The organism is Salinisphaera aquimarina, assembly GCF_042643355.1.
In the GTDB taxonomy this organism is placed as follows: Bacteria; Pseudomonadota; Gammaproteobacteria; order Nevskiales; family Salinisphaeraceae; genus Salinisphaera; species Salinisphaera aquimarina.
In genome coordinates this window covers 578,342-591,834 of the sequence record NZ_JBHRSS010000003.1, presented here as the reverse complement: position 1 = coordinate 591,834, position 13,493 = coordinate 578,342, and the positions used below count along the sequence as shown (strand labels likewise).

At 62.8% G+C, this 13,493-nt stretch carries 16 protein-coding genes; 8 read left to right on the top strand and 8 right to left on the bottom strand.

Translation table 11 applies throughout. From position 1 onward, the window contains the following. Nucleotides 1-38: 38 nt before the first annotated feature. Both ACFOSU_RS06250 and ACFOSU_RS06245 read right to left on the bottom strand, forming a co-directional pair. On the bottom strand, nt 39-1,379 hold the full coding sequence (locus ACFOSU_RS06250) for a S41 family peptidase (RefSeq protein ID WP_380687565.1): 1,341 nt from the start codon (nt 1,377-1,379) through the stop codon (nt 39-41). A gap of 216 nt (nt 1,380-1,595) precedes the next feature. After that, nucleotides 1,596-2,753 (bottom strand): murein hydrolase activator EnvC family protein, encoded by a 1,158-nt coding sequence (locus tag ACFOSU_RS06245; protein WP_380687563.1) that lies wholly within the window; start codon nt 2,751-2,753, stop codon nt 1,596-1,598. Nucleotides 2,754-2,893: 140 nt separating this feature from the next. Here ACFOSU_RS06245 and ACFOSU_RS06240 point away from each other — a divergent pair, with 140 nt between their 5' ends. The 6 genes from ACFOSU_RS06240 to ACFOSU_RS06215 all read left to right on the top strand — a co-directional run bounded on the left by ACFOSU_RS06240 (nt 2,894) and on the right by ACFOSU_RS06215 (nt 6,641). Further along, entirely contained in the window at nt 2,894-3,319 is a 426-nt protein-coding gene (locus ACFOSU_RS06240) for a rhodanese-like domain-containing protein (protein WP_380687561.1), read from the top strand. Between the two features lie 55 nt (nt 3,320-3,374). After that, a complete protein-coding gene (gene secB, locus ACFOSU_RS06235) occupies nt 3,375-3,860 on the top strand; it encodes a protein-export chaperone SecB (RefSeq protein WP_380687559.1) in 486 nt (161 codons plus the stop codon). Nucleotides 3,861-3,908: 48 nt separating this feature from the next. Further along, on the top strand, nt 3,909-4,898 hold the full coding sequence (locus ACFOSU_RS06230) for an NAD(P)H-dependent glycerol-3-phosphate dehydrogenase (RefSeq protein WP_380689178.1): 990 nt from the start codon (nt 3,909-3,911) through the stop codon (nt 4,896-4,898). 70 nt (nt 4,899-4,968) lie between these two features. Continuing rightward, complete coding sequence (locus ACFOSU_RS06225) at nt 4,969-5,586, top strand: CDP-alcohol phosphatidyltransferase family protein (RefSeq protein ID WP_380687557.1); 618 nt, start codon at nt 4,969-4,971, stop codon at nt 5,584-5,586. Then, nucleotides 5,583-6,242, top strand: coding sequence for an HAD family hydrolase (locus ACFOSU_RS06220; RefSeq protein WP_380687555.1), 660 nt, complete (start codon nt 5,583-5,585; stop codon nt 6,240-6,242). The genes ACFOSU_RS06225 and ACFOSU_RS06220 overlap by 4 nt, the downstream gene beginning before the upstream one ends. A 45-nt stretch (nt 6,243-6,287) precedes the next feature. Then, complete coding sequence (locus tag ACFOSU_RS06215) at nt 6,288-6,641, top strand: hypothetical protein (RefSeq protein ID WP_380687553.1); 354 nt, start codon at nt 6,288-6,290, stop codon at nt 6,639-6,641. A gap of 311 nt (nt 6,642-6,952) precedes the next feature. Here ACFOSU_RS06215 and ACFOSU_RS06210 read toward each other — a convergent pair whose 3' ends face one another. The 3 genes from ACFOSU_RS06210 to ACFOSU_RS06200 form a co-directional block, all read right to left on the bottom strand. Beyond that, nucleotides 6,953-7,342, bottom strand: a complete 390-nt coding sequence (locus ACFOSU_RS06210) for a tautomerase family protein (RefSeq protein ID WP_380687551.1) — start codon at nt 7,340-7,342, stop codon at nt 6,953-6,955. Nucleotides 7,343-7,457: 115 nt separating this feature from the next. Further along, a complete protein-coding gene (locus ACFOSU_RS06205) occupies nt 7,458-7,949 on the bottom strand; it encodes a pyridoxamine 5'-phosphate oxidase family protein (RefSeq protein WP_380687549.1) in 492 nt (163 codons plus the stop codon). Nucleotides 7,950-7,991: 42 nt separating this feature from the next. Beyond that, entirely contained in the window at nt 7,992-9,221 is a 1,230-nt protein-coding gene (locus ACFOSU_RS06200) for a YbfB/YjiJ family MFS transporter (RefSeq protein WP_380687547.1), read from the bottom strand. Nucleotides 9,222-9,333: 112 nt separating this feature from the next. Between ACFOSU_RS06200 and ACFOSU_RS06195 the strand changes: the two genes are divergently transcribed. Continuing rightward, entirely contained in the window at nt 9,334-10,239 is a 906-nt protein-coding gene (locus tag ACFOSU_RS06195; RefSeq protein WP_380687545.1) for a LysR family transcriptional regulator, read from the top strand. 201 nt (nt 10,240-10,440) lie between these two features. Here the strand turns inward: ACFOSU_RS06195 and ACFOSU_RS06190 are convergent, their stop codons facing one another. After that, nucleotides 10,441-11,352, bottom strand: a complete 912-nt coding sequence (locus ACFOSU_RS06190; RefSeq protein ID WP_380687543.1) for a LysR family transcriptional regulator — start codon at nt 11,350-11,352, stop codon at nt 10,441-10,443. Between the two features lie 11 nt (nt 11,353-11,363). Between ACFOSU_RS06190 and ACFOSU_RS06185 the strand changes: the two genes are divergently transcribed. Then, complete coding sequence (locus ACFOSU_RS06185; RefSeq protein ID WP_380687542.1) at nt 11,364-12,470, top strand: DMT family transporter; 1,107 nt, start codon at nt 11,364-11,366, stop codon at nt 12,468-12,470. 179 nt (nt 12,471-12,649) lie between these two features. Here ACFOSU_RS06185 and ACFOSU_RS06180 read toward each other — a convergent pair whose 3' ends face one another. After that, nucleotides 12,650-13,099 (bottom strand): tRNA (cytidine(34)-2'-O)-methyltransferase, encoded by a 450-nt coding sequence (locus ACFOSU_RS06180; RefSeq protein ID WP_380689176.1) that lies wholly within the window; start codon nt 13,097-13,099, stop codon nt 12,650-12,652. Further along, the gene (locus tag ACFOSU_RS06175) at nt 13,096-13,416 is read right to left on the bottom strand and encodes a putative signal transducing protein (RefSeq protein ID WP_380687540.1); all 321 of its coding nucleotides are present in this window, start codon (nt 13,414-13,416) and stop codon (nt 13,096-13,098) included. The genes ACFOSU_RS06180 and ACFOSU_RS06175 overlap by 4 nt, the downstream gene beginning before the upstream one ends. Between the last annotated feature and the right edge of the window lie 77 nt (nt 13,417-13,493).

Below are 13,493 nucleotides of genomic sequence, written 5' to 3'. Positions count from 1 at the left end.
AGCTGCAACGCTGTATTGCGGAAAAATGGCCGTCGGCGCTAGCGCGAACGCAGGATATGCAGGCCCTTGAGCAGATTGAGCGCTTCGTAGAGCGGATAGTCCTTGGCCGCCAGGTCGCTGTTCTTGCCTGCGGCCTCGCTGGCCGCCTTGGCCTGCTCGGGCGTGCGCGTATCGTTGGCCAGTGCGCCGGCCAGATCGGCCTCGGAGAACGGCGTGATGCCGTTGCTCTTGGCCGCGGTCACGTTGACGTCCTGGATGCCGACATCCGGCTGGATGCCGTCGCCCTGGATCGAGCGCCCGCTGGGCGTGTAGTAGCGCGCAGTGGTGAGCTTGAGCGCGGCGCCGTTCTGCAGCGGGATGATGGTCTGTACCGAGCCCTTGCCGAAGGTGCGCGTGCCCATGATCACCGCGCGGCTGTCGTCCTGCAGGGCGCCGGCGACGATCTCCGAGGCCGAGGCCGAGCCTTCGTTGACCAGCACGACAATCGGCGCCCCGTCGAGCATGTCGCCGGGTTTGGCATCGAACTGCTGGTCGGTGTTCTGGGCCCGACCGCGAATCGACACGATGCCGCCCGAGTCGATGAAGGTATCCGACACATCGACCGCGGAACTGAGCACGCCGCCGGGATTGTTGCGCAGATCCAGCACGATGCCGCGCAGACCGGCCTTGCCGGCCTTGTCCTTGAGTTTCTCGATGGCGCGGTTGAGGCCGTCACCGGTATTGCTGGAGAACTGGGTGATCCGCACATAGCCATAGTCGGCGTCGAGCATGCGTGATTTCACGCTCTTGACGCGCACGACCGCGCGCTTGAGCGTGACCTTGAACGGTTCGTCCTGGCCCTCGCGCAGAATGGTGAGGGTGATATCGCTGCCGATATCGCCGCGCATCTTCTTGACCGCGTCCATGAGGGTCATGCCCTTGACCGCGGTATCGCCGATACGCACGATCAGGTCGCCCGGCTGGATGCCGGCCTTGCTCGCCGGGGTGTCGTCGATGGGCGCGACCACGCGCACGAAGCCGTTCTGCAACTGCACCTCGATGCCCAGGCCGCCGAACTTGCCGGAGGTCGAGATCGAGATCTCGCGGAATTCTTCCTTGTTCAGATACGCCGAATGCGGGTCCAGGCCATCGAGCATGCCCCGGATCGAATTCTCCAGCAGATCCTGATCGCTGACGTCCTCCACGTAACCCTGTTTCACGCGGTTGAGGATTTCGACAAAGGTACGCAACTCGTCCAGAGGCAGACCGTGGGCGGCGACGTCGTCGTCGGCAGGCGCCGGGCTCTGTTGCTGGGCCAGACCGGCCTGACTGAAACTCACCAGGGCGCCGATGGCAATGCCAAGCGCAATCAACAGCGAGCTGCGGGTTTTCGATCGCATGAAGCAGAACTCCCCTGGGGCGGTCAACGGCCCGAACGCGCAAGTCGCGCGCAAAGATTAAGCGGTCTGCGACCGCAATTATTTCGTCGAAAAGATAGCATAAAACGCGTATCTAACAGGCGTTTGCCCTGCATCGGGACGATTTTCATCAACGCGCTCGTAAGCCGGATTACCCAGATTGCCCGGATCGGCCTGGCCGTGGCCGTGCCGCGTCGGTCAGCCGGACAGCCAGCTCGAAGGATTGATCGGTGTCTGGCCGCGACGAATCTCGAAATAGGTGCCGCTGCGGCTGTGGCCACCGCTGCGGCCGGCCTTGGCGATGGCCTGGCCGCGATCGACCGAGTCGCCGACCTCGACGTAGGTGCTCTCGGCGTGACCGTAGAGGGTGTAGTAGTTGTGGCCGTGGTCGATGATCACGATCAGGCCGTAGCGGTGCATATAGCCCACATAGACCACGCGCCCGCCGGCCACCGCCGTGACCGGCGTGCCTTCGGGCGCGGACAGCCATTCGCCCTGCCAGCGCAGCGGCCCGCCGGCCTTGCGGGTGCCGAAGCGCGCCAGCACCGAGCCGCGCACCGGCGGTGTCATGCGGCCCTTGAGCTGGGAGAAGGGCGTGTTGTCGCCGCTCGGCTCGGGCAGCGTGGCCAGCTGTTTGCGCAGCGAGCTCATCAGGTTTTCCAGACGCGCCGCGTCGGCTTTCATTTCGTCGAGGCTGGCGGCCCGGGACGACAGCCGCTTGTCGAGCGCGGCAATGGTGTTGCGCCGCTGCTGCTGATTGGCTTCCAGTTGTGCGAGGGTGTCCGAGCGCGCCTCACGCTGGCGGGTGAGCGTGGCCTGCTCTTTTTCCAGCGCTTTCTGGCGCACCACCAGATCGGACAGCGCCTCGCGCAGGCTGGCGACCTGCCGCGTCTGGGCTTTGGCGAAATACTCGTAATAGACCAGCATGCGGCCGAGTTTTTCCGGCGACTGGCCCGACAGCAGCAGACGCATCTTGTCCATGCGCCCGTTGGCGTAGGCAGCGCGGACCTGGGCGCGCAGCGCGTCGAGCCGATCGGTGAGCTGATCGCGCTCTTCGTTGCGGCGCCCGGCGAGACTGGCGACGCTGGCCCTGGCCTTGCCGATGTCCGCGTCGAGGGTGCGCAGGCGTCTGGAGGCGGTACTGATCTCGTCTTCGGCCGCCGCCAGCCGCGACGACAGATCGCCACGCTTGCTCTTGTCGGCCGCGATCTGCTTGCGCACCTTGTCGATCTTGTCCTGCAGCGCATCGAGTTCCGCGCGCGCGCGATCCGAGCGGTCGGAGTCGCTGGCCGCGGGCGCGGGCAGCGCTGGGAGCAGGGCGAACAGGCAGACGCCGATCAGTCGGGACAAACGCATGGCCGCGATTGTAGAGCGTTGTCACCCTGCAGTGGGCGGCGGGCGCGCCCGGTATGCAATAATCGCGGCCGGCGCGCGGGCTGGCCCGCGTATTTCGAACGTGACTTGACGGCCCGAAACGGCCGAGCGGACCGCATTCTATGCAGCAGATTCAGGAATTCGTCACCAATCACCCGCTTCTATGGGGGGCGCTGCTCGCGGCCCTGATTGCGCTCGCGGTCACCGAGGCTATGCGCATGTTCAAGGGCCAGCGCCCGATCCCGGCGACCGAAGCGGTCCGCCTGATGAACGTCGAGGATGCGATCGTGGTCGATACCCGCTCGGCGGCCGACTACAAGAAGGGCCATATCCTCAACGCCAAGCATATCCCGATGGCGGGCATCGACGAGCGCGCCGGAGAAATCACCAAGAACACCGATCGCACCATCATCTGCTATTGCGGCATCGGCAACGTCGCCCCGCAGGCCGTGGTCAAGCTGCGCAAGCAGGGCTACGCCAAGGTTTATGCGCTCAAGGGCGGCATCAACGCCTGGCAGGGCGACGGCATGCCGGTGACCAGCAAGTAGCAACGCGCCCGAGGCATCGCGCGACCACGTCAAGTCAGAACGAGGAGATCATCACATGGCGGAAGACACATCCGACAACGGCCAGGCACAGCGCCAGGTCGCATTGCAGAAAATCTATGTCCGGGACGCCTCGATCGAAGTGCCGGACGGCCCGCGCGTATTCACCGAGGACTACAAGCCCGAGGTGAACGTGGACCTGAATACGCGTATCGAGAGTCTGTCCGCCGAGACCCATCAGGTCATCGTGACCGTGACCGTGACCGCCAAGCAGGCCGATCGCACCGCGTATATCGTCGAGGTCCAGCAGGCCGGCGTATTCCAGGTCGAGGGCTTCGAGGACGACGGCGAGCGTGGCCATGTGCTCGGCGCCTATTGCCCGTCGGTGCTGTTTCCCTATGTACGCGAGAGCATCGGCGACATGGTCCAGCGCGCGGGTTTCCCGCATTTTCTGCTGCAGCCGGTCAATTTCGACATGCTCTATGCCCAGCATCAGCAGAACCAGACCGGCGCGCCGACCGACGCCGGCAGCGCGACGCATTAGACGCCCGTGAGTGAACCCGCAGCGCACGAGCGCGACGTGACGCGCCGGATGGCCGTGCTCGGTGCCGGCTCCTGGGGCACCGCGCTGGCCATCCAACTGGCCCGCAACGGCAACGCTGTGCGGCTGTGGGCGCGTGATACCGCGGCCGTAACGCAGATGGCCGAGGCACGCGAGAACAGCCGCTATCTGCCCGGCTGTCCGCTGCCCGACTCGCTAGCCCCCGAACCGGATATGGCGGCAGCGGTGGCGGCCGCCGACGATGTGCTGGTGGTCGTGCCCAGTCACGCCCTGCGTGAATGTCTGACTGATCTCGAGGCCGTCCTGCGCCCCGAACAGCGGGTGATCTGGGCGACCAAGGGCCTGGAGCCGGAATCCGCGCTGTTGCCGGACCAGGTCGCCGCCGAGGTGCTGGGCGTGGATCGCGTCACGGCGGTGTTGTCGGGGCCGAGTTTCGCCGGCGAAGTCGGTCAGGGCATGCCCACCGCGGTCACCATTGCCTCGATCGACGCCGAATTCGCGCGGGCCATGGCCGGGGCGTTTCACGACGGCGTGTTTCGCGTCTATACCACCGCCGATGTCGTGGGCGTGGGCGTGGGCGGCGCGGTCAAGAACGTGCTCGCCATCGCGGTCGGCATTTCCGATGGCCTGGGCTATGGCGCCAATGCCCGAGCCCTGCTGATCACGCGGGGCCTGTCCGAGATGATGCGGCTGGGCGAGAAACTCGGTGGTCATCGCGAGACCTTTACCGGCATGGCCGGTCTGGGTGATCTGCTGCTGACCTGTACCGACGATCAATCGCGCAATCGCCGCATGGGCCTGGCGCTGGCCGCTGGCGCCGACGTGGAAGGCGCCCAGCGCGAGATCCAGCAGGTGGTGGAGGGCGTGCGGGTGGCGCGCGAAGTCCATCGCATCGCCCAGCAACTGGGCGTGGAGATGCCGATCTCCACGCAGGCGTTTCGGGTTCTGCACGAAGGCGTGGCGCCGCGTGATGCGGTGCGTAAACTGACCGATCGCCCGTTCCGGGCCGAAAAAGACTAAAATACAGCCATGCGGCGATGTCATGGTTGCGCGCCGCCTGTTTGAAACCAAAGGGAAAAGACACCGCGGCATGGCGAATTGGGTTACTTTTGGGCGCTTCCTGCTGCTTTTCGTGCTGCTGGCGATCATTTATTCGGGTCTGCCGGCGCTGCAGCTGGTCAACGCACCGTTGACGATTCTGATCATCGCGCTGGACGGCGTCGATGGCTGGGTGGCGCGTCGTTTCGGCGAGGAGTCGCTGTTCGGGGCCACCTTCGATATCGCCATCGACCGTATCGTGGAGACCGTACTCTGGGTGGTTCTGGCCCATCTGGATTTCATCGGTGTATGGATACCGCTGCTGTTCATCATCCGCGGCAATCTCGTGGATGCGATCCGCAGCAAGGGCGCGGCCGCCGGCACGGCCGCCTTCGACATGATGCAGTCGCCGATCGGGCGTTTTCTGGTGGCCGGGCGCTTCATGCGCGGTTTCTATGCCGTGCTCAAGGCCGTGACCTTCGCCTGGATTCTGGCGTGGCAGCCGTTCCCGATCCTGGCGCCCGATTTCTGGGCCGCGAACGGCGCCTGGCTGACCGGGATTGGCCTGGCCCTGGCCTGGGCGTCGGCGGCGATCTGTATCGCGCGCGGCCTGCCGGTTATCATCGAGTTCTGTGCGAACGCGGGCCCCAACGCGCAGGAGAAGACATGAAACTCGTCCTGTTCGATATCGACGGCACGCTGGTGCCGGATGCCAGTTCGGAAATGCGGTTTGCGCGCTATATGTGGCGCACCGGCGAGCTCGGCCTGCGCCAGCTGCTCGCGTTCGTCTGGTTCTGCGTGCGTTATTTTCCGCGCTACGGGCGCCACGTCATGCAGAAGAACAAGGCCTATCTGAGCGGCCACAGCCGTGCACATGTCGCCGCGCTGGCGCGGGCGTTCGTCAACGAGGAACTCATGCCCGCGCTGTACGCGCCGGCGGTCGAGCGGCTGCGCGCCCATCAACAGGCCGGCGATCATATCGCCCTGCTGTCGGGCACGCCGCAGTTCATTGCTTCCGCCCTGGCCGATGCGCTGGGCGTGGCGCACAGTTTTGCGGCGCTGTGTGACATGCGTCGCGATCGCTATACGGCGAAACCGCCGCAGCGCCATCCCTACGGCCCGACCAAGATCGATGCGGCCTATGCGCTGGCACAACAGGCCGGCCTGCCGTTGTCGCAGGCGATCGCCTTCGGTGACTCGATAACCGATGCCTATCTGTTCCGGGTGGTCGGCGAAGCAGTGGCGGTGCAGCCCGACCGGCGCCTGTCCGAGGCCGCCACCGGCGCGGGCTGGGAAGTCATGCTCGATCGCGTGGATCGGGCGTAAGGCGCGACCCACGCGATCGGTCGCGCGCCTGCACGAGGCGATGATGTGCTGACAATCGAGTCGCTATCCGATCAGCAGATTCTCGACGCCGTCGAGCCGATCATGGACAACCTCATGGCCGGTTCGGCCGCCGTCGATCACGCCCGCCACACCCGCGACTTCACGCCCCGAATGAAATGCATCGTGACCGCGCAGCGGCTCGAGGAGATCTGTGCCGATTATCAGCAGCGCATCGGCCATTTCGGCGCCCGTCGCTTCGTCGCGTTGTTTCGGCGCGAGCAGTCGGTGGCCGTGATCTGGAAGCAGGCCTGTTCGAAATCGACCGACGAGTTCGTCGCCGAAGCGGTTTTCGTGCCCCAGGGCGGGCGCTGGCTCGTCGACCACGCGATGGTCTTCTAGGTTCCAGCTGACAACAAACGACAAAGTCCGTCGCGCATCTGCTGATGAAGTACTCGGGCAGCGCTTCGGGACGGGGCACAGCTGACATCAGTGCTATGGGTTGCCCGGGTTTTGGACCGCTCGGCATTTCTAGCGCGATCAGCTAACGCGTGTGCTGGTGGCATTTCGCCAGGTCAGCTATCGGCCAGCAGCGGACGTTGCGCCCGAAGGGTTAGCAGCACCGTTGACGCTAGATCCGAGCGGTGGCTAATTCGCGAAGCGGTCGCCACGGGCGCAGTCATGAAGCGAGGCCAATTCTCAAAAAAGAGGAATCACAGCTCCCCCGTCAAGAACTGCGCTTTCCCGCGACCAAAGCTCCAGTCAGCCTCTCCGTTCTCGATCACCGCAACGACCAGGTCATTGGAATCCAGGGCGCATCTTTCAGCCAAATTATCGGCTAACGCCGCATAGAGATCGGACTTCATCTGCGTCGACCTCGACTTGCTAATAACCGTTATCACAACGGCGTTGTTAGTTCTGCTGAATCCCAAGCCAGTGTCGCGTAACACCATTTCGCCGAGTTTATGGGTATATACGATCTGGTATCTGTCTGACTCCGGGACGTGGAACGTCTTCACTACTGCCTCGTGCGCCGCATCAAGTAGTGCCTGCAGTTCAGAATCCTGTCTGCCTTCCAGCACGTCGATTTTTACTAGCGGCATTTGGAGCTCCCGTTGCATCGCTTGATCGCTGATCCTTCAACAGATCCAGCCTGCCGGCCTTGCCTGCCACTCGTGCAGTAGTGCTGAAGCCGGGCACTGTCATCGCAGCTCGAATTCATGTTGCAGCTCTGATCTCTTCCAAAGGCACTTCGACCCGCATGTCGATCGTGTTCTGTTGAACTTGTTTTTCGGAAAGGCAGTTCAACCAAGCCTGCAGCGGCCTGGCCCGATAAAACCGTCTAAGGCCGGACTCGAAAAAATCATCCAAGTGGATCTCTTCATTCGGATAGAGCAGTTTATGAGCCTCGCGTCCTTCGTTCTTGTCAGAGACAACCGCGGCTTCGCAAAGAAGATAGAGACACCGAAGGTTGTTGGTGCCTCGCTCCCGCATGGAATCGTAGTACGTGATGAAGACACGCGGATTGGCGAGGATATTCTTTGAATGAACGGCCTCGGTCCAGGACGACCAGTAGAGATTGAGGTTCGAATCCGGGACCGCGGTTGCCGGAGTGTTCCACGGCTGATCGTTTTGCGCTGTGGCAATGTTTGCGTACAGGCAGGTGCCTAGAATTTCGGCACACCGTGCGCCTAGATTTTGGTCTTCCATCGGATTCTCCATTGAATAAACGTTCAGACAAGCGGGATGCGCCTATCTCGTCTCATAGCAATCAAGCGTCGGGCGTCGCGCGCCTTTGAAATAACGGGGATCGCCCCACCAAGCCAAGAGGATGGCCACAAGCAAAGCTGCGGCGCCGATACCAAAGGTAAGGCGATAGTCCCCGACGACTGCATAAAGCCCGGACAGGCCATAGCCGGCGATCGCTTGTGCCAATGCGAACGCAGCGGTTGCCCGGCCCCAGAGCCGCTTGTGTTCGATCGGGCTGACCATTTCGGCCAGCCGTCCGGACGAGAGTGCGACGATGCCGGGCACGAGCGCCCCGACCAGAACAGAAGACATCGATCGCGTCCAGAAACCGATCGCCAGGAACGGCAGTCCGACGGCCAAACCTTTGATCATGAATCCTGCTGTCAGGCTGACGCGCCAGCCAGCGCGCGGCACGATAAAGCGTATTGCGATCGGGCCGAGTACCGCGCCCAACCCGAACAATGCCCATTGCACGTTCGCGGCCGCCATGCCGAGCCCAACTTCGCGTGCCAGATAATCGACCCAGAACATCGTATGCGGCACGAAACCGATCCCATCCAAGGCGTATGCGCCAATAACCAGCACCACGGCCCATGGGATTACGGCGTCGGAGGCCGGTGTTTTCAGGTCTGATCTATCACTGACCTGGGCTGGTGCCGGAAGTCGATAGAGCGCCACGTCGCCCACCGTTCCCGCGATCAGCGTCAAAGCGCCTAGCGTGAGCCATGCGACCCACAGACCTGCCTGTAACAAAACGGGCACGACTACCGCAGATAGGAGGGCCCCCAGGCCGATACCCGTGAACAAGAGGGTGCCTACGACGGGGCGTCGTTCGGTGTCGGTCGCGGCCAAGGCAGTCGCAGGGCCGACCACCATCAGCCAGCCTCCTGCCAATCCGGAGAGCAGTCGCCAACCAAAGAACCAGACAAAAGGCGCCGCATGCACGCAGGCGACGAAACTGAGCGTCGCTATTGCAAACGACACCGCGAGCGTCGCGCGCGCACCAAATCGCTCGGACACCGTGTGCGCCGTGACGGCACCTATCAAATAGCCCAACAGGTTGGCCGCGCCAAGATAAACCGCAGCCGAAGTCGTGAACCAGTGGGCGCCCACGACCGCCGGGATGAGCGACGTGTATGCGAACCGAGCCAGGCCGATCCCAACAAGCGTGGACGTTAAGCCCACGAGTACAGCCGGAATGACCGACTCTGTGCTTCGTTTTGTTGCGGTCATGAAACCCGTCGATCGCAGCCAGTATCAGAATCCGGAGATTAGATCGAGCGGGGTTTCATTGGAAACGATTTATATAGATACTGATTATCGTTTTTAACGATTCAAAGTCCGCATGCAATTACAATCGCTACGTCTGTTCGTTGCGGTGGCCGACAGTGGTAGTTTCAGTGCCGCAGCGAAACAAATGCACACCGTGCAGTCCAATGTGACCGCGCATATAAAAAAGCTGGAGACCGAACTGGGCGTCGTCTTGTTTGTGCGCCAGGGACATATCCATCTTTCGCCGGCTGGCCGCGCGCTCATGACCCATGCCCAGCGCACCCTGTCCGCGCACGACAATGCGTTGGCCGCCTTCCAGCAACCCGAGAATCCGCGCGGCGTCTTGCGCATCGGCTCGATGGAAAGCACCGCCGCAGTGCGACTGCCGGGCCTGCTGGCCGCTTACCACGAAAAATATCCGCGTATCGATCTGCGCCTGACGACGGGTACCACGACCGATATCGTCGCGCGTCTGCTCGATGGTACGTTGGACTGCGGGTTTATTGCCGGTCCGGTAAGCCACTCGCGCCTGTACGGGGTGGAAGCGTTCCACGAATCACTCGTGTTGGTAGCCGGTGAACCACTCGCGACCATACCCTCAACCGATTCGCTCATGGACACACCGTTCCTGGCATTCAGGCAGGGCTGCCACTATCGACACTGTGTAGAGCGCTTGTTGGCTCGCCAAGGCGTTGCAGGTGGCCGAATATTCGAGTTCGGCTCCATTGACGGCATTTTGGGTTGTGTGGCCGCGGGAATGGGATATGCCCTGTTGCCCAAAACCGTCGTTGAAGCGCACCAATCCCGGTTTGCAATTCATACACTTGATCTACCCGCCGACATCGGCGATGTCGTCACCCGTTTCGTAGCGACTGCGACCGTCGGATGGTCTCCAGCGCTGGTCTCGTTTGAACAACTGGTTCTAAGCGCGCAGCGCTCGACGACATACGATGAACGGCCAGCTGACGCGATGATGTGAAAATGTGCAGTGGTTAAAGGCGTAGCGCGTTACCCACCCTCGTTGCCAAGACAGGCCGTAAAGGACCAAAAGCGGACGCCCGAGACCGCGCTCCAAATGAGAAAAAGCATATTCGCCCGAGGGCTGCTATGGGCCGCATTCGCCCCAATGGGGTGTCGCAATAGCGCCCAAGCCGGCTGCGCCCCAGCTTGTGAGCGCAGACTAGGTGGTTGTTTCGACTGAACGCTCAGGCGTGTCGAACCCGACGCGTTGCAGGCGTTCCTTGACGATCTGCACGGCCGGCGTATCGGTCGCCGATACTTGCGGCGCGGTGACCAGGTAGGCGAGACAGGCAGGCAACGACGGTAACCCTTCCGGCGGGACGAGCGCTCGCATCTCTGCGGTGAGGCGCGCTCGGTCGAGTACGCTGATTGCCAGCCCACTCGCCACCGCCGCTTCTATGGCGGCGACGCTACTACTGGCGAACACTGTTTCCCAGGAACGCCCGGCAGCGTTCAGCGCGGCCAGGCCAAGGGCTCGATAGGGACAGTCTTCCGGATGCAGTGCCAGCGGTAGCGTGTCCTCGTAAGGCTGGCGCCGGTGGGCAGCGCCGGCCCAGACTGGTCTGGTCTTCCACAGCGGCATCCCCGTGGATGGCGGGCGGTCGTCACGGGCGACGAGAATCGCCAACTCCAGTTCGCCATGCGCTACCGCGCGCTGGAGTTCGCCACTGGTGGCGGTCTGCACATGCAGACGTATTTCCGGGTGGGTCTGGCGAAGTGCTGGAAGCAGGCTCTGCAACAACCGGGGCACGTACTCTTCCGGTAAGCCAAGACGGACGATGCCCGCCGCTGGATGACTCAACAGGCGATCGAGCAACGCGTCGTGCTCACCGAGCAGTGCGGCGGATTGCGCCCGCAGTTGTGCCCCTTCGGCGGTCAGGCGCACGCCGGTCCTGGAGCGGACGAATAACTGCCGGCCCAGTTGCTGTTCAAGACGTTTGATCTGCTGGCTGACCGCACCGAGCGTGAAATGCTGCCGTTCGGCCACCGCTCGGAATGTCCCCAGAGCGCTTGCCATATGGAATGTGCGTAGCAATTCGATATCGAGCGCGTGGCGTTTTGTGTTTAGCAAGACTAAACCATGTGAATCTTATATTTAGATTTAATTATCCATCGACTTGTCCGACCCTGACAACAGTTTCTTTCCCAAAAGTACCTGCCATGCCGTCGTTCGTCTTACCCGTATTCGTCAGTCTGGGCCTCGTTGTGTGCTGGAGTTCAGGCTTTATAGGCACCCAGATGGCCTCGGATACCGCGATGCCGGCCACTGTGGTCTTTTTCTGGCGTTTCATCCTGGCAGCAAGCCTGTGCGCGCTGATTCTGGTGGTTCGAAGTCGTGTGTTCAGGCACCGCCTGGCGACGACGCGGCAATCGATTGTTCGAGAACTGGCGGCAGGAAGTTTCAGTGTCGGTGGCTATCTGCTCGGTGTCGTTTTCGCCATGGATCTGGGGGTTGGCGCCGGGATCACCGCGTTGATTACGGCGCTCCAGCCGCTGCTGGCGGCACTGGTGATGAGCGTGTTGGTCGGCGAGCGAATCAGCCTGCTGGGCTGGTTCGGTGCGTCACTCGCGGCCGTCGGCGTTTCTGTCAGCGTGGCCGGTGATATTCACGGCATTGGCGGTGCGCCTTTGTGGGCCTACGCGTTACCCTGTGCCTCGGCGATCAGTCTGACCGTCGGCAGCATTCTGTCGACCTATCGGCCGGCCAACCTGGACTTGATCCAACGCTTGATGTGGCAGCTACTGGCGGCCGCGGTGCTGTTCGGCCTCGCCGGCATGATCAAGACGAACCATCTGCCTGCGCTGCCGCGGGCCGACCTCGATGTGTGGCGGGCGCTCGTGTTCCTTGTGGTGTTGTCGAGTTTCGGCGGTTACGGCTTTTTCATTGCGTGTCTGCGGCTCCAGGGGGTGACGCTGACTTCGATGCTGTTTTATCTCACGCCACCCGCAACAATGCTCTGGGCTGCCGTACAACTGGGCGATGGCGTGTCGACATCCGGCATCGTCGGCGGCTTGATCGCGGCGGTTGGCGTCGCTCTGGCCTTGCGGGCGCTGTTGTGGCCAAGGTCCGGCCGCGAGTCTTCCCCGACTGAATCGTCCGATTCCAGTGGCGGCGCGGTGCTGCCGGATGAAAAAGCGCCACTGGACGGCACCCGCAAGTGCATACCATCGGGCGGCGTCGCCCGTTGAACGCAGACCATCATTGAGGCACTTGATCAGGTTCGGAACGCCGTCTACCTGGACTCGTGTTCGGCCGCCGGGTTACCGGGGAGGGCGAGCAGGCCCACGACGCGCTCAAGAAACGCGTGGCGGCCTTGAGCGTCGATTTTCATCGCCGGAAACGATTCGACGCGCTGTGGTTTGCCCAACTAAGCAAACCCGTTCTGTCGCCAGGCCTCGTAGGCGACCACGGCCACGCTGTTGGACAGATTCAGGCTGCGGTTGCCGGCGCGCATGGGAATCACGATCACGGCGTCGGCGTTGTCGACCAGCGACTGCGGCAGGCCGGCGGTCTCGCAGCCGAACAGCAGGGCATCGTCGGGCCGATAGTCGATGCGGTCGTAGCGGGTGCTGCCGTGTTTGGTCGCCGCGATCACGCGATGGCCGCGGTGGGCGGCACGCCAGTGGTCGTAGTCGTCCCATTCCCGGATCACGGCCTGGTCTTGATAATCCAGCCCGGCGCGGCGCAGGCGCTTGTCGTCGATAACGAAGCCCAGCGGGTGGATCAGATGCAGGGTGGCGCCGATATTCGCGCACAGCCGGATACTGTTGCCGGTGTTGGGCGGAATCTGCGGCTGGTGCAGCACGATATGCATCAGTCGGCGGGTTTCGCGGTCTGACAGTTCCAGCACAGCTCGAACTGGGCATCGAGATATTCGCCGCACTGCGGGCACTGCCATGGCCGCCCCTGCTTGATCGGGCCGCGCTCGAAGGTACGGATCAATGCCTTGGCTTCGATGAAATCGCGGTCGTCGTCGACCCACACGCTGGGGTAGACGTTGGCCGGCAGGTCGCCCATGCCGCCCCATAGATACTGATTGCGCACATGCGCTTCGATGCCATGACCGGCGAGTAGATCCTTGGCGATTTCGGCGTTGACGGGGTCGGCGGCAAGATAGACTTCACGGGCGCTCATGTCAGGCGTGCAATCCGTTGACGCAGCGCCGTGCCGGTGTCAATTGACTTGCGACGATGCTTTGTTAATCTGACCTT